At 64.2% G+C, this 16,065-nt stretch carries 13 protein-coding genes; 5 read left to right on the plus strand and 8 right to left on the minus strand.

The annotated features are described in order from the left end of the window. Positions 1-49 precede the first annotated feature (49 nt). From AC0GUR_RS15725 to AC0GUR_RS15740, 4 genes are all read right to left on the minus strand, one after another. Complete coding sequence (locus AC0GUR_RS15725) at positions 50-1,099, minus strand: CDP-glycerol glycerophosphotransferase family protein (RefSeq protein WP_472878443.1); 1,050 nt, start codon at positions 1,097-1,099, stop codon at positions 50-52. Further along, positions 1,096-1,911: a glycosyltransferase family 2 protein gene (locus AC0GUR_RS15730; RefSeq protein WP_472878444.1), complete on the minus strand. Its 816-nt coding sequence runs from the start codon at positions 1,909-1,911 to the stop codon at positions 1,096-1,098. Before AC0GUR_RS15730 ends, AC0GUR_RS15725 begins: the two co-directional genes overlap by 4 nt. Before the next feature lie 75 nt (positions 1,912-1,986). After that, positions 1,987-2,964 (minus strand): glycosyltransferase family protein, encoded by a 978-nt coding sequence (locus AC0GUR_RS15735; protein ID WP_472878445.1) that lies wholly within the window; start codon positions 2,962-2,964, stop codon positions 1,987-1,989. Positions 2,965-2,995: 31 nt separating this feature from the next. Further along, the gene (locus AC0GUR_RS15740) at positions 2,996-4,270 is read right to left on the minus strand and encodes an O-antigen ligase family protein (protein WP_472878446.1); all 1,275 of its coding nucleotides are present in this window, start codon (positions 4,268-4,270) and stop codon (positions 2,996-2,998) included. A 220-nt stretch (positions 4,271-4,490) separates the two neighbouring features. On the opposite strand from AC0GUR_RS15740, the gene AC0GUR_RS15745 reads away from it, so the two are divergent. Beyond that, positions 4,491-5,612 (plus strand): glycosyltransferase family 4 protein, encoded by a 1,122-nt coding sequence (locus AC0GUR_RS15745; protein ID WP_472878447.1) that lies wholly within the window; start codon positions 4,491-4,493, stop codon positions 5,610-5,612. Between the two features lie 18 nt (positions 5,613-5,630). On the opposite strand, the gene AC0GUR_RS15750 is transcribed toward AC0GUR_RS15745, so the two are convergent. The 4 genes from AC0GUR_RS15750 to def form a co-directional block, all read right to left on the minus strand. Further along, the gene (locus AC0GUR_RS15750; protein WP_472878448.1) at positions 5,631-7,361 is read right to left on the minus strand and encodes an ArnT family glycosyltransferase; all 1,731 of its coding nucleotides are present in this window, start codon (positions 7,359-7,361) and stop codon (positions 5,631-5,633) included. Positions 7,362-7,443: 82 nt separating this feature from the next. Then, a complete protein-coding gene (rsmB, locus tag AC0GUR_RS15755; RefSeq protein ID WP_472878449.1) occupies positions 7,444-8,739 on the minus strand; it encodes a 16S rRNA (cytosine(967)-C(5))-methyltransferase RsmB in 1,296 nt (431 codons plus the stop codon). A 91-nt stretch (positions 8,740-8,830) separates the two neighbouring features. Further along, positions 8,831-9,751 carry a methionyl-tRNA formyltransferase gene (fmt, locus tag AC0GUR_RS15760; protein ID WP_472878450.1) on the minus strand — a complete coding sequence of 307 codons (921 nt, stop codon included), beginning with the start codon at positions 9,749-9,751 and terminating at the stop codon, positions 8,831-8,833. After that, entirely contained in the window at positions 9,748-10,257 is a 510-nt protein-coding gene (def, locus tag AC0GUR_RS15765; RefSeq protein WP_472878451.1) for a peptide deformylase, read from the minus strand. Before def ends, fmt begins: the two co-directional genes overlap by 4 nt. Positions 10,258-10,446: 189 nt before the next feature. On the opposite strand from def, the gene AC0GUR_RS15770 reads away from it, so the two are divergent. From AC0GUR_RS15770 to tsaC, 4 genes are all read left to right on the plus strand, one after another. Further along, the gene (locus tag AC0GUR_RS15770) at positions 10,447-11,574 is read left to right on the plus strand and encodes a LysM peptidoglycan-binding domain-containing protein (RefSeq protein WP_472878452.1); all 1,128 of its coding nucleotides are present in this window, start codon (positions 10,447-10,449) and stop codon (positions 11,572-11,574) included. 81 nt (positions 11,575-11,655) lie between these two features. Further along, positions 11,656-12,780 carry a DNA-processing protein DprA gene (gene dprA / locus AC0GUR_RS15775; RefSeq protein WP_472878453.1) on the plus strand — a complete coding sequence of 375 codons (1,125 nt, stop codon included), beginning with the start codon at positions 11,656-11,658 and terminating at the stop codon, positions 12,778-12,780. 113 nt (positions 12,781-12,893) lie between these two features. After that, positions 12,894-15,395, plus strand: a complete 2,502-nt coding sequence (locus tag AC0GUR_RS15780) for a DNA topoisomerase I (RefSeq protein ID WP_472878454.1) — start codon at positions 12,894-12,896, stop codon at positions 15,393-15,395. 6 nt (positions 15,396-15,401) lie between these two features. Then, positions 15,402-15,974, plus strand: coding sequence for an L-threonylcarbamoyladenylate synthase type 1 TsaC (tsaC, locus tag AC0GUR_RS15785; RefSeq protein WP_472878455.1), 573 nt, complete (start codon positions 15,402-15,404; stop codon positions 15,972-15,974). The last annotated feature ends 91 nt before the right edge of the window (positions 15,975-16,065 follow it).

The following is a 16,065-nucleotide window of genomic DNA, read 5'->3' on the forward strand; positions in this document are numbered from 1 at the left end:
AGCTAGGGATACTCCACGCTTGCCCGTAAGCGAAAGCCCGGCTACCGGTTCAGACCCGGGCGGGGCCCCAATACCCGATGCGCTGGCGAATTTTCAGTTTTCGCCAGAAATTCCAAGGCTTGCGCTTGCGGTTGCGTCCGCCAGCGGTGATGAAATCGTCCACGGCCTGGAGGATGCGCTCACTGGAGAGCCCGTCGCGATAGGGGTGGATGGCATCACCGTACTCACGGATGGCCTGCATCAGCTCCGGTGGGCGCGCCAGCGCGCGCTCGATGGCCGGCTCGAACTGCGACACCTGGTCGATATCGATCAACTGCGGGCCTGGTCGACGGTTCTTGAAGGTCACCACCGGTTTGCCGGTGAGCAGGAATTCGTTGAGCGCGGACGAGGTGTCCGAGCACATCATGTCCACCTGCGGGAACAATTCGAGAATGTTGTCATTCTCGGCGAAGGTCAGGTACTCGTTCTGCAGTGCCTTGTACTTCGCGGTGGTTTCCGGGTTCATCTTCGGGTGGAAGGTGACGATCCAGCGCCAGCGCCCATCTCGCGACAGGCGTTTCACCTCTTCGTACAGCGTCTCGGCGGCGCTCCATGACGGCGAGAAGGTGGAGTGGTAGAGAATCACCGGCGGCTGGCGCACCGGCGGCACGGGGCCGGTGATCTCCTTCATGAAGGGATCAAGCTTGGGAAAGCCGGTTTCCGCCACGGAGAAATGACCCGTGCGGTCGGCGATCTCCTTGAACTTGGCGGTGTCGAGCGGCCCGGTGGTGCAGTACAGATCGAAAAAGCCGCGCACGTAAACGTGCCGTGGCTTGCCTGCGTCGAAACCGTGGAATGTCTCCACTTTCACGCCGGGAAAGAAGTGCGGCACCGCATTGCTCGAGGTAATCACCGCGCGTGGATTCCAGGCGCGCACTTGCTCCACCGTGAGCAGGTGCTCGCCCGCCACCAGGTCTTCCGCACCCGGACCATCGAAGAACCACGCGGCTTCATCACCGCGTGCGCGAATCGCCTCCTGTACCGGACGCAGAATGGCTAGCGCGTAGCGCTCCGAGCCGTAGAGGAGGTAATGCTTTTTTGGATCGGGCTGTTTACTCATCGATCAATGCCGTGGCGTATCAGTGCATCAGCTGCACATTTCAGCGAATCAGGGTTGCGGCGCATCTCGTAATAACGCATGCGTTTGTAGGCCGCGTACGACGCGGCAGTCTGGGCGATGATGAAGCCGCGCCAGCCATCAAGAAAACCCAAACGAAAAAAATAGTCCTTGACGAAGGCCAGCAGCACCACGAAGGGTGTTTGCCACATGCGGGTCGGCTTGCCCTTTTCAAGCCAGTCGCGGCACTTCAGCTCCGCATAGCGCAGCACCTTGATCTCTTTCTGCGCCAGGCTGGGGTTGTTCTCGTGGTTGAACGGTGCCTTCAGTGTCACCGAAGGGCCGTCGAAACGCAGCGACTCGTGCACGCGCACATTGGCCCAGCGCGCACGATCGCGATGGAACAGGCGCGCCATCTTCTCGCCCACCGCCGGCAGGTACCAGCGCATGGGCGCACCCATGAAAATGGTGGCGCGACGCAAGTAAGCCACGCAGATGTTGCTGGTCATCAATTGCGGCAGCCGTTTCTCCAGCTCGGCGGTGAGTTCGGGCGTGAGGTACTCATCGGCGTCCAGCGCAAGAATCCAGTCGTGGCTACATTGGGTGGTGGCGAAGTTGCGCTGCGGCCCAAAACCCAGCCATGGCTGGTGCACCACGCGGGCGCCGTGCGCCTGCGCAATGGCGACGGTGTCGTCGGTGCTGCCGCTGTCAATCACCAGCTTTTCGGCGACGAACGGTACGCTGTCCAGGCAGCGCGCAATGCTGTTCGCCTCGTTGTAGGTGATGACGACGAGGGTGATGGGCAGAGTTGGCATAGGGGAATTTTAGGACCTGTCGTTGGGCTAAGACCATCGATGCGCGGCGTGGCCCCGTTTTGCGGGCCGGGAAACTCAAAGCAGTTGCTGCAGTGCTGCGGTCAGGCGTGATGCAAAACCCTGCTGGTTGTCGATATACCAGCCGCGCGCCTGTTCGCCCAGGTGCTCCCATTCCGGGCGTTCCATGCGCATGCAGCGCTCCACCGCCGCCTCCAGTGCGTCTTCATTGAACAGGTAGCGCGTGGCAAGGTTCAGCGGGCCGTCGGCAGTGGCTGTGACGGTGATGCCGCGTGCCGGGGACACCAATTCGTTCATCGGCGGTGCGTCACAGGTCAGCACCACTGCGCGGCAACTCAGGGCTTCGGCAATGTAGTGGCCCCAGCCTTCCGCTTCCGAGAGACAGAGCTGGAACACGTGGGTGTTCTGCAGCTGGCGTATCTCGGCGATGTCCGCCACGTACTCGCGGCGATGCACGATGTTGGGTGCGGACATGCCGGTATCCGGCGTGGCTCCAGGCGCTTGCAGTACATGCAGCGCGGGCCACTCGGGATGCTTCTTCCATACCGCCAGCAAACGTTCGGTGCCCTTCATGCGGCTGGCGCCGGCCAAATGCAGAAAGGTGGGTTGGCGCGAATGTTCCGGCAAATAGCAATCGGTGCTTTGGAAGCCAATATGTAGTGCACGAACGCCCAGCCCGGCAAAGCGCTCGGTGGCCGAGTGCGTCTTCGTCAGCACGGCATCGTATCGATCGATATAGCGGTGATCCCGGCGCGAAAACCATTCGGGATTCGGTACGAAGGCATTGCGGCGCGCCATCCACAAGTGGTCGGGACTGGCGTGCTCGAGCGTAATGTTCAGGTCGTAGCGAGGTGCCCTGTGGCGCAGGCGCTGCCAGCGCAATGCCAGCGTCTTCCACCATCGCCGTTGCCGTGGTGCTTCCACCGGCGTCAGGCTTACCTCATGGCCGAGATGGCGCAAGGCGTCGCCAAGCAGGCGAATGTCGTGGGTGAGGCCGCGACCGTTATCCCAGGCAATGAGGTTGATGCTGGCCATGTGTCAGCTCGTGAAATGCCCGGTGTGTGACTCAGCGCGACGCGGCATGGTGCAGTGCCTGCTCACGTTGCAGGCGGCTGACCCAGACCGCCAGGCCGAGCGTCAGGAAAAAGAACAGCGAATGGGGCATGGCGCGATAGAACACGTTGTCGGTCAGCCCGCACAGCGCGTACATCACAACCGTGAGCAGGCCGGCGGTGGCGGCAACGGCTATGTCGTCGTCAGCATCGAGTACCCGGCGACTGAAGAACACCAACGGTGTGCCGAACACAAGCAGCAGTATCAGCAAGCCTGGCACGCCGCCCGCCACTGCCGCCTCGAAGTACTCGCTGTGAGGGTGCTGATACTTGGCGATGGTGTCGCTGGCCGCGCCCTTCGCCAGCTGGGATTGCGTGTACTTGCCGAACTGGTCGATGCCCACGCCGGTCATCGGGTGTTCCAGGAAGGCATGACTAGCCACACGCCACATTTCCAGGCGCTCACGTACGGCGCCCCGCGAATCGTCGTCATGGTACGTACTCACTTCCTGGCCGATGGCGTTGAAGCGTTCGAGAATTTCGCTACGCGCAAAGAACATCGAAACCAGAGCGAGGACGGCCGCCCCCACAAGCACAAGCAACGTACCGCGCCATTTCCGGGTCCGCATCGCATGCAGGCCGATCACCAGCAGAAACACCGGCACACAGGCAAGCAACGGGCCTCGGCTTTGCGTCAGAAGCGCACCATACATGCCGAGCACCGCGCACACGCTGTGCGTGACGCGCTCCATCCGCGGCAGCTCCTCTCGCAACAGTTGCACCACGGCGATAAGAGCGAGCACCAGCATGAACATGCCCAGCTCGATCACGCCCCAGTCGGCGCCGTCCAGTCCATGGGAGCGGGCAGCGCCTTCGACGTGATGTTGATAGATGCACACCACACCCAGCAGAGCTGTGGTGAAACTAAGCGCAAGCCAAAACCAACGTATGCGGATCGGCTGGGTGAAGACGGCGGCAATCAGCAGGAATAGGAGAATGTGCGATGGCAGGTCGAACTCGTTCCAGCGCAGCCGGTGCATGGCAATGTTCGCTGCTGCGTAGAAAAAGCTCAGCGCGAAGACCAGCACCACCGGTTTGGCGCCGGCATAGGTGGCGCGGGCTTCCCGGTTGAACGCCAACAGGTAAATGCCGTACACCATCAGGATGCCGGGGATGGCGGCCTTGGCACGGAACGATACGGCGAAAAGGAGCGGCATCAAGGCCAACAGCAGCGTGACGACGGTCGGTACAGCACGCGTGGCCAAGGTGTCAGGGGAGACTGCTTTCATTCAATCCTCTTCGTCGTCGGTCTGCGCAGAACGGGTCCATGTTCTGCGTGCATACCGCTCACTGTCATTGGATGCCCATGGCTTTGGCCGGGCGTGCCAGTGCGCGATCTATGGCATTCTATGGGGAAAATCGGGCTTGCGCTGCTGCACAAGACACGCTCTGCCGATCCCTACGTCACCCTGTCGTAAAAGGTTGCTGTCGTCCTTTAGAGGTTTGGGCGTGAAGCTTTTGTTCACCAATTTCCACGCCGATGACGGTGGCGGCCACACGACATACATCCGTGCCCTAGCGGCCGCACTGGCGTCGCGCCATGAAGTGCACGTCGCCGCCCCTCCGGGCAGCCGGCTCAATCGGGAGGCGCGGGCACTGCCCGGTGTGTTAGTGCTGGATCAGCCTTTTCCCAACGGTTTGAACCGATGGCGTGAGCGTCGTCGGGCCCGTGCACAACTGGCTAACTACCTGCAGCAACAGGCATTTGATGTCATCCACGTGAACGGCTCCGCCGATCATCGCCTGGTGCTGTCGGCGATGCCGGCGGTACGGCCCGCGTTGGTGTGGACCAAGCACAACTCCAAGCCGGTTCGTGGCATCGGTCACTGGCTGCGCGCGCGGCACACCGACCTGGTGATCGCCGTATGCGAGTACACCCGACGTGAACTGGCGCACACCGCTTACCGGCACCACCCGCTGGTGACCATCCCCAACGGGGTCGACACGGAGCATTGGGTGCCATGGCGTGCTGAAGCGGTGGCCGTCGAGCGGCAGCGCTGGAACGGTGGCGACGAAAGCCTGCTGTTGTTGGGGAGCAATGCCGGCACCGCAAGCTACAAAGGCTGGATGGATCTGCTGGAGGCGCTGGCCTCGATGCCAGTCGATACACGCCAACGCCTGCGAGTGCTGATCGCCGGCGTGCCGCCAAAGCCGGCCGATTTAGAAAAGGTCGCAGCGCTCGGTCTGGCCGAACAGGTGGTGTTTCCGGGTGTGTTGTCCGACCCGCGGCCGATGGTGGCCGCGTTGGATGCCGGCTTTGTGCTTTCCTACGACGTCGAAACCATTTCGTTCGCCTGCCGCGAAATGATGGCGATGGGGCGGCCGGTGCTGCTGACCGACTATGCGGGCTTGCCGGAAAACATCGAGCCTGGCGTCAATGGATGGCTGGTGCCGGTGCGCGATCGATCCGCTATCGCCGCCAAAGTGATGACACTGCTGGAGCAGCGCGCGGTGCTGCCGGCGATGGGCGAGGCGGCGCGCTCCAAGGCGGCGCGCGAGTTTGGACTGCCGTTGTTTGTCGAGCGCACCGAAGAGGCTTATCAACGCTTGCTCAATTCGCGGCAAGGCTAACGCTCGTCATCCTGGCGCTCAGTCGTCCTGAGCGGCGGCGGGCACGCGGTCGACACTCTCATCGGGCACGCAACCCGGTATCACTGCATCCGCCTTGAACATCCACCATTCGCGACGATTGGCGTGACCCAGGCTCACGGCCTTGCTGCGGTCTACGCACTGACCCATGACCGGATCCAGCGCGAACAGCCAGCGACGGGCCGGCTCCTGCGCCTGCCACTTGATCGCGGCTGCGTACTGGTCGTGCCAAGGCTGGGTGAAGCCGAAATCGGTGGCCGGGCGGTCGAGCATCAACAAGTTCTGCTCCTTCCACGCGACCATGCCCAGTTCGTCGCCAGGGGCGAGACGCTCGCGCACCTCCTGCATCAGGCCGGCTGCCGAACTGGAGTCGTTGAGAATGGGGTAGGCCCACAGGCTCCACACCAACCACATGGCGGCCATGCCAGCCGCCACGGCAGTGACGGCACGGCGCACGCGCAGCGTGACGATCAACAGCAGCTGGATCGCGCCGATGGTGATGAACATCCACCACAGCGCGTGACCGCCATCTTCGAAGCCGCGGGTGGTGGCAAACTCGCTGGCGAACTTGGGATGGGCGACCAGGGCCGCACTGCCAACCCCCAGCATCGCCGCACCCATTACGCCGATAAACAGCAGGCCCGCCACCCGCAGCCAGCGCTTCTGCAACAACTCGCCAAGATAGGGCGCCGTCACCAGTGCCAGCATCGGCAGCGCCGGCATGATGTAGACATCGCGCTTGCCCTTGGGGATCGAGAAGAACACCAACAACAGCACGATCCAGGCCAGCGGCAGCAGGATGCGGGCATCCTTTGCCTTCAGTGCGCGCCACCAGCGCGGCAGCGTGCCCGGATAGGTCAGCGACAGCGGCAGCCAGGTGAACAGCACGATGGGTACGTAGAACAGCGCGGAATGATGGTGGTCCCACGACTTGCCATAGCGCCCCGCCGTCTGGTGAAACAGGATGTCATTGACGTAAGCGGCGTAGGCGGGGTCATTGGCATGCGCCTTCGCGCCCAGCAGCATCGGCACGAGCCACAGCGCCATGGCGGCAAGCAGGGCCACCAGACCTACCAACCAGCGCCACCATGCCCCCTTGCCCATGCGGGCCACTCCGTCCCACTGCCAGCGAACGGCGACCGCGTAGGGGATCAGCAGCAGCAGCGAAAGAATGCCGACGCCCTTGGTGATGATGCCCAGGCCGGCGCAGAAACAGCCGAACCAGAAGGCTCGCCAGCATGGTCCTTTCAGCAGATGCACCAACAAACCCCAGTTGGCGGCGGTGATGTAGAACATCACCAGTGGATCGATCTGCGCGCGCTTGGTCTGGTAGATGAACTGGAAGGTGATGAGCAGTGCGGAAGCGGCGTACAGGCCCGTTTGCCGGTTCCACAACCGCCGCCCGAGGTCATACACGAGTACCAGACAACCCAATGCTGCCAGCAGCGACGGCAGCAGAAACGCGATGCGCCAGTTGCCGATCACCGTGTAGCTGGCAGCCTCCAACCAGAACAACATCGGCGGCTTGTCCGAGTACAGCTCGCTCCCGCGGTGCGGAAACAGCCAATCGCCACTCTCCACCATCTGCTTCGCGGCCAGCGCAAAGCGCGGCTCGTCCGACGGCCACGGATCGCGCAGGCCCATGCCGGCGCCGATCACCACCAGGGCAATCAGCAGCAGTAACCAGAAAGTGCGGCGTTCCTGCGGGGTGGCTTGGGATGAAGCGAGCATGCGTGGATTCCGGCGCGGCGGGGGCCGCGTACAAGCGAGAGTGTCAGGCCGGCGTGGTGGTGCTGTGCCCGCAGGGGAGGCGTCAGGCCTTTTCGAGAACGGCATAGTACATGCCGTCCAGATCACCATCGCCCGGCAGCACCTGCCAGCCGACCGCTGCGGCATGGCCGACCGGCAAGTCGATCGCTACAGCGCGCGCATCGGCATGATGCTCCAACCACGCCGCCACCACCGCTTCATTCTCCGTGCGCAGCATGGAACAGGTGATGTAGATCAGGCGGCCGCCGGGCGCGAGCAACGGCCACAACCCTTCAAGGATGCGATGTTGCTGCGCGACGAGTGGCGCGATATCACTGTCGCGGCGGTGCAGGCGCACATCGGGTCGACGGCGCAGCACGCCGGTGGCGGAACACGGTGCATCGATCAGGATGCGGTCGAACGGTTTGCCGTCCCACCATGCACTCGGTTCGCCGGCATCACCTATGACAACATCGGCTCGCAGGCCAAGGCGCTCGAGGTTCTGCGTGATCCGCTGGGCGCGTTTGGCATCGAACTCCAGCGCGGTCAGCGCGACGTCCGCACGTTCCAGTAGATGACAGGCTTTGCCGCCGGGGGCGGCACAGGCATCCAGTACGCGCTGGCCGTCCTGCACTTCGGCAAGATCCGCGGCAATCTGCGCGGCGCCGTCCTGCACGGCAAACTCGCCAGAGGCAAAGCCGGGCATGCGCGTCACGTCGGTGCTGTGCGGCAGCACAATGGCGTCGGCCAGCCACGGATGGGCATCCGCCGTATAGCCGTCCGAACGCAGGCGTTCGATCAGGTTGTTGCGTTCCGTGCGCCGACGATTGGCACGCAGCATCAGCGGCGGCTCGACGTTGTCGGCAGCCATGACAGCGTCGGCCTGCGCGGGCCAGTCACGGGCGATGGTCTTGGCTAGCCAGACAGGATGGGCATGTCGGGTCTGCGGTTTTGCATCGAGGGCGGCCAGCAGCTCGGTGCGTTCGCGCTGCCAGCGGCGCAGCACGGCGTTCACCAGGCCTGCCAAACGAGGACGCTGTAGCGCGCGCGCTGCCTGCACGGTGGCGGCAACGGCGGCGTAGTCCGGCAGCTGCAGAATCTCCAGCTGTACCAGGCCAAGCACCAGCAGTGCGTGGACGGCGGGCTCCTTCTGGCGTAGCGGCTTCTCCAGCAGGCGATCGAGCGCGGCGTCGAAGCGCAGCCACCAGCGTGAACCATCGCTCAGTAGCGCCATCAGCAGTGCACGGTCACGTGAGTCGCCCAGCTTGGGGGCGTGGCGCTCCATGGCGTCGCGTAGCGAGGCGCCGCGAAGCGCGACGTCGGCGAGGGCCTGGGCGGCGATGGCGCGGGTGTCGGTCATGGGGCTAGAAAATAGTGGAGAGGGGTGAGAAGCGAGGGTAAAGACCGTGTGCTCGCCGGTCGTCATTCCGGCGCGGGCCGGAATGACAAGCTTAGGCGCTGCGGGTCTTCATGGCGTTGACGTAATCGGCTGCCGTGATGCGCTTGCCGCCGGCACGTTGCAGTGCCGTGACACGCAACGCTCCCTCACCGCAGGCGATATCGATGCCTTCGCGGCTCATACCAAGCACGGTGCCGGGTGCGCCGCTGCCTTCGATGGCGCGCGCAGCCCAGATGCGCAAGGTTTCGCTGTTGATGTCACCCTCGGCCACGGGCCACGGATCGAACGCGCGCACCTGGCGTTCCAGTTCCATCGCCGCGCGGGTGAAGTCCAGTCGTGCCTCTGCCTTGTCCAGCTTGTGGGCATAGGTGACGCCCTCTTCCGGCTGCGTCTTGGGCACCAGCGTTTCGCCGGCCATGACGCGCGACAGGCCGGCGGCCAACACCTCGGCACCCAAGGCGGCAAGGCGATCGTGCAGCGAGCCGCCGGTGTCGTCGCGGGTGATCGGCGTGCTGCGCTCCAGCAGGACGGGGCCGGTGTCGAGCCCGGCTTCCATCTGCATCAGGTCGACGCCGCTCTCGGTGTCGCCAGCAAGAATGGCGCGCTGAATCGGTGCCGCGCCGCGCCAGCGCGGCAGCAGGCTCGCGTGGACGTTCCAGCAGCCCAGTCGCGGAATGGCCAGCACCTTGCGCGGCAGGATCAGGCCATACGCCACCACCACCATCAGGTCCGGCGCGTAGGCCGCCAGCGCGGCGCGTGCCTCTTCAGACTTCAGCGACTCGGGTTGCTCGACCGGGATGCCGGCTGCCAATGCGGCCTCTTTGACCGGGCTCGGCGTCAGCTTGCGGCCGCGGCCTGCGGGGCGGTCGGGCTGGGTGTATACGGCTACCACCTCGGCGCCGCTGGCGCGGCACGCTTCAAGGCAAGGAACGGAAAAGTCGGGAGTGCCCGCAAAGACGACGCGGAGCTTCAAGCGCTGGCCGCCTGCTTGCGCTGCTTTTCCAGGCGCTTGAGCAGCATGGTGCGCTTGAGCGGCGAGAGATAGTCCACGAACACCTTGCCGGCGAGGTGATCCATCTCGTGCTGGATGCATACGGCCAGCGGGCCTTCGAATTCCATAACGACTTCACTACCGTCCACGTCGTGCGCCTTCACCTTGACCTTGAGGGCTCGGGTGACGTCGGCATAGATGCCCGGGAACGAGAGACAGCCTTCCTGATAGACCTGGGCACCGTCCTTCTCGATGATCTGCGCGTTGATCAGCACCAGCGGCTGGTTGCGCTCGTCACTCATGTCGGCCACCAGCAGCTGCTGGTGCACGTTGACCTGCGTAGCGGCCAGGCCCACGCCATTGGCGGCATACATGGTCTCGAACATATCGGCCACGAACTGCTTGAGTTCGGCATCGAACACGCGCACGGGTTCGGCCTTTGTGCGCAGGCGGGGGTCGGGGAACTCGAGAATGGTCAACACGGACATGGGCTTCACCTCAGCGCCAAAAGTGCGGGCGAGTCGGTGAAAACCAATCCGCGGCGCGATCTAGAATGCCCCTTATTGTACGCCGCCAAGCCCGTGTCTGGCATGCCGTTTTGCCAACTGGTCACGGTTGCGTGAACAAGTTGTTCGGTTACACTCGCCCGAGCGTCGGGGGATGGGGGAATCCCGTTTATGATCAGAAAGTCCATTGGGCTGCTGGCCGGCATGCTGGTCACGGTCGCTGTTTACGCTGCGGGCGCGCAATTGCGTGCCGATCATCCCGACACCTATACGGTGAAAAAGGGCGACACCCTTTGGGCGATTTCCGCACGTTTCCTTTCCAAGCCCTGGTTGTGGCCTGAGATCTGGCAGGCCAACCCGCAGGTGCAGAATCCGCACCTCATCTTCCCGGGCGATGTGCTCAATCTTTCCTTTATCAACGGTCCGCGCCTGGGCTTGCAGCCGCGCGCGCGTGCCGAGGGTGAGGCGGTTCCCGCGATTCCGCTCGATCAGCTGCATACCTTCCTGAAGGAAATGCGGGTACTCGATTCCAACGAGGTCTCTGCCCTGCCTTATGTGGTGGGCTTCGAAGAGGCGGGTCTGCGCGGTACGGTTGGCCGGAATGTGTACGTGCGCAAGCTCGATGCCCAGCCGGGCCAGCGCTTCGCGATCGTGCGTCCCACTCAGGTCTTCCGCAACTTCAATGAGAGCAAGGGTCGCGACAACGGCGCGGACCTGGTTGCCCATCCGCTCGACAGTGACGTCTCCATGGTACGCACGCCGTGGAAGGAAGATTTCCGTTCTGACGGCCACTACGGTCGCGGCAAGGAGATCGGCACCGAAGTCACCGTGATCGGTACGGCCGAGGTGCTGCGCACGGGCGACCCGTCTACGCTGCTGCTGCTCGACTCCACGCTGGAGATCCGTAAGGGCGATCGCATCATGCCGATCGACGATAAGCCATACGACCCCTATTACTTCCCGCATGCGCCGAAGTCGGTGGCAGGCAATGCTCGCGTGATCGCATTTGCTGACGCTTTTGACGCGGTAGGTCCGCACCAGGTGGTGGCGCTGAACATTGGCGCGCAGGATGGCGTCGAGAATGGCCAGACCTACTCGATCTTCCAGCCGGGCGAAAACATCCCTGACGACGTGGCCAGCAACAGCTGGAGGCGCGGCACCGGCCGCACCGTGGACCTGCCGGACGAGTTCGTGGGTCACGTGATGGTGTTCCGCACCTTCGACCGCGTGAGCTATGGCCTGATCATGGATGGCCTGCGTCCGGTGCATAAGCACGACAAGCTCGCGCTGCCGGAATAAGCACGCAGCGATAGAAGACGACAGAACGGCGCGGTGATCACCGCGCCGTTTCTTTTTGGGTCGCCTCTAGGCTAGGCGGCCATGAACGAACTGGAAGGCTATCGGCCCTGGCTGATCCTGTTGCGCACCCCGGGGCTGGGCCCAGGCGGCCTGCGCGAGCAGTTGACGGCCCATGCGGGGGACATCGACAAGGTGCTGGCCGCATTTCAGGCCCGCGCTGCGGCATTTCCCGAGCCCGCCCGCCGCTGGCTGCTGCAACCGGACCAGCGCCGCCTGGGCGACGACCTGGCATGGCTGGCGGAACCCGGCCATCGGCTGTTGCTTTGCACGGACGAGGACTTCCCGACGCTGCTGGAGACCATCCCCCAGCCTCCGGCGGCTTTGTTTGTGAACGGCGACGCCAGCCTGTTGTTGCATCCACAGGTCGCCATCGTAGGAGCCCGAGGCGCCACGCTCAGTGGATGCTCCCATGCGCGCGCCTTTGCCCAGGCCTTGGGTATGGCCGGCTTCACCATCACCAGCGGCATGGCTGACGGTATCGATGGGGCGGCCCATGTGGCCGCTCTGGACGCCAACCTGCCTACGGTGGCTGTGATCGGGACCGGGCCGGACCGGGTCTACCCCCGCAAGCATCACGCGCTGGCGCGCCGGCTGGCGTCTCACGCCGTACTGGTGAGCGAATTTCCGCCGGGTACACCGGCCCGCGCGGATCACTTTCCCCGCCGCAATCGCATCATCTCGGGCCTCTCCCTGGGAACGCTGGTGGTAGAGGCGGGGCTGAACTCGGGCTCACTGATTACCGCTCGGCTGGCTGCGGAGCAAGGACGCGAGGTATTCGCCCTGCCCGGATCCATTCATAATCCGCTCGCCCAAGGCTGCCACCGGCTGATCCGGGATGGCGCACGGCTGGTTGAGACAGCGAGCGAGATTGTCGAGATACTGGCGCCCGCCGCCGTCTCAATGGGTCGTGAGCTGGCCATTCGGCTTGGCCGGGTGGATCCGCTGCCGGAAACCACTGCGCCAGCCATCAACCCGGACGGCCAGGTGCTGCTCAATGCGCTAGGCCACGGGCCGATAGCGCTGGAGGAGCTGGCGGCGAGTACCGGGAGGGCTGTCTCGGACCTGACATCAGCATTGCTGATGCTGGAGCTGGATGGTCTGGTCGAGGTGTTGCCGGGCAACCGTTATCAGCGTTTGCCGGGTTGACCTGCAGCGCGTTTTCACATGGTCCAGCTTGACGCCGTCGAGCGGGCATGCCTTTAACTAAATAAGAAGCCAGCCCACAGGGGTTTGGCCAAAGATGGCGGATACCGAGTTTCATGGCAAAAAACCTGCTTATCGTCGAGTCGCCGGCCAAGGCCAAGACGATCAACAAATACCTCGGCAAGGATTTCCAGGTCCTGGCCTCCTACGGTCACGTGCGTGACCTGAAGCCGAAGGAAGGGGCCGTGGACCCCGACCATGGCTTTGCCATGGCCTACGAGGTCATCGATCGCAACGAGAAGCATGTCGACGCCATCGCCAAGGCCGCCAAGGTAGCCGACGACATCTACCTCGCGACCGACTTGGATCGCGAAGGCGAGGCGATCTCCTGGCACATCAGCGAGATCCTGAAGGAGCGTGGGCTCACCCAGGGCAAGCAGCTGCACCGCGTGGTGTTCTCCGAGATCACACCCAAGGCGATCAAGGCTGCGGTGGCCAGCCCGCGCCAGCTGTCGCTGGACATGGTCGATGCGCAGCAGGCGCGCCGCGCGCTGGACTACCTGGTGGGCTTCAACCTGTCGCCGGTGTTGTGGCGCAAGGTGCAGCGCGGCCTCTCCGCAGGACGCGTGCAGTCGCCTGCGTTGCGCATGATCGTGGAGCGTGAGGAAGAGATCGAAGCGTTCAAGGCCCGCGAGTACTGGACCATCGAGGCCTCGCTGCGTCATCCCGAAGGCGACTTCAGCGCCCGCCTCACCAAGCTCAATGGCAAGAAGTTCGAGCAGTTCGACCTCACCAACGAACACGATGCGCTGGCCGCTCGCCACGCGCTGAAGGAGGCCGCGCACGGCCACCTCACCGTCAGCGACGTCAGCAGCAAGGAGCGCAAGCGCCGTCCGGCCCCACCGTTCACCACCTCCACGCTGCAGCAGGAAGCGGCGCGCAAGCTCGGCTTCTCCACCAGTCGCACGATGAAGGTGGCACAGGGCCTGTATGAGGGCGTGTCGCTCGGCACCGAAGGCAACGTCGGCCTGATCACCTACATGCGTACCGACTCGGTGGCCCTTTCCGAGGACGCCGTGGGCGAACTGCGCCAGCTGATTGCGCGCGACTTCGGCGACAAGGCGCTGCCGGATCACGCGCAGGTCTACAAGTCCAAGGCCAAGAATGCGCAGGAAGCGCACGAAGCGGTCCGCCCGACGTCGGCCATGCGCACGCCGCGCGAAGTCGCCTCGTTCCTCAATGACGAGCAGCGCAAGCTTTACGAACTCATCTGGAAGCGCACCGTGGCCTGCCAGATGATCCACGCGACCATGAACACCGTGTCGGTGGATTTCAACGTGCCGCACGTGAAGGGTGGCGACGCCGCATTCCGCTCCACCGGCACGACCGTGGTCGATCCGGGCTTCCTCGCCGTGTACGAGGAAGGTCGCGACCAGAAGACCGCCGAGGACGAGGACGAAGGCCGCCGCCTGCCCAGGCTCGACGTGGGCGAGCGCGTCGCGCTGCAGGACATCGAGGCCGACCAGCACTTCACCGAGCCGCCGCCGCGCTATTCCGAAGCGAGCCTGGTGAAGACGCTGGAGGAATACGGCATCGGCCGTCCCTCGACTTACGCCAGCATCATCCAGGTGTTGATGAACCGCGAGTACGTGTTCCTCGACAGCCGCCGCTTCAAGCCGACCGACGTGGGTCGCGCGGTGAGCAAGTTCCTCACCTCGCATTTCACCCGCTACGTCGACTACGACTTCACCGCCAAGCTCGAGGATGAACTCGATGCGGTAAGCCGCGGCGAGGAAGCCTGGGTGCCGCTGATGGAGCGCTTCTGGCAGCCGTTCAAGCAACAGGTGGACGAGAAGACCGAATCGGTCGACCGCAGCGAAGCCACCGGCGCGCGCGAGCTGGGCAGCGATCCGAAAACCGGCAAGCCGGTGTCGGTGCGCCTCGGCCGCTACGGGCCGTACGCGCAGATCGGCGACAAGGATACGGACGAGAAGCTGCAGTTCGCCTCGCTGCGCCCGGGCACCAGCATGCACACCATCACGCTGGAAGAGGCGCTGGAGCTGTTCAAGCTGCCGCGCAAGCTCGGCCAGGCGGAGAACGGTGACGAAGTGTCGGTGGGCGTTGGCCGTTTCGGCCCGTTCGTGAAGCAGGGCAGCACCTATGCCTCGCTCAAGGCTGAGGACGACCCGTACACCATCGAGCTGCCGCGCGCCCTGCAGATCGTGCAGGAAAAGCTGGAGATGATCGCCAACCGCATCATCCAGGACTTCGGCAACGGCGTGCAGGTGCTCAACGGTCGCTTCGGTCCGTACATCACCGACGGCGAAAAGAACGCGCGCATTCCCAAGGACCAGGAGCCGAAAGAGCTGACCGAGGCGCAGTGCATCGAGCTCCTCGCCGCTGCGCCGGTCAAGAAGGGTCGTGGCGCGTTCAAGAAGGCAGCCGCCAAGAAAGCACCGGCTGCGAAGAAGGCTGCTGCAAAGACCACCACCAAGAAGGCCGCGGTGAAAAAGACCGCCACCAAGAAGGCGCCGGCCAAGAAAACCACCGCGAAGAAAGCCACGGCTAAAACCGCCACCAAGAAGGCGGCCGCCAAGAAGACGCCGGCCAAGGCCTGATCGTCAGTGACCACACGCTTCACGCTGGCCCAGCTTGATGACGCCGCGGCGCTTTTGCGCCGTGGCGGCGTGTTGGCTTACCCCACCGAAGCTGTCTTTGGGCTCGGTTGTGATCCGCATGACCCCGTGGCGTTTGAACGCCTGTTCGCGCTCAAGCAGCGCCCACCCACGCAAGGGGTGTTGCTGATCGCCGCAGAGTTCGCGCACGTGGAGCGTTACATCGACCTCGCCGCCGTGCCTGCCAACGTGCTGGCGCAGGTCCAGGCCAGCTGGCCCGGTCCCCACACCTGGATCTTCCCGCGCTCCGCCGAGGTGCCGGCATGGGTAGCCGGCGCGCACGCCGGCATCGCCTTGCGGGTGACCGCTCACGAGCCTGCCGCGGCGTTATGCCGGGCCTTTGGCGGTGCACTGGTTTCCACCAGCGCCAATCCGCACGGCGAGCCGTCGGCGCGCTCGACCGCCATGGTGGAAAGCTACTTCGGCACCGCGCTGGATGGCGTGCTCGATGCCCCCCTGGGCGACCAGCAACGCCCCACGGTCATACGCGACGCCCTCTCGGGCGCTATTATTCGCGCCTGACAGGGGCTAGACGCCCTGCCCGCTCGGGTGGGCAGGATGAACAGTTTCCACACGCCACTCAGTCCCGGTAGGGGCCGATTCAGTGGCTACC

The sequence above is a fragment of the Dyella sp. PARNA 12/25 genome (assembly GCF_055702865.1).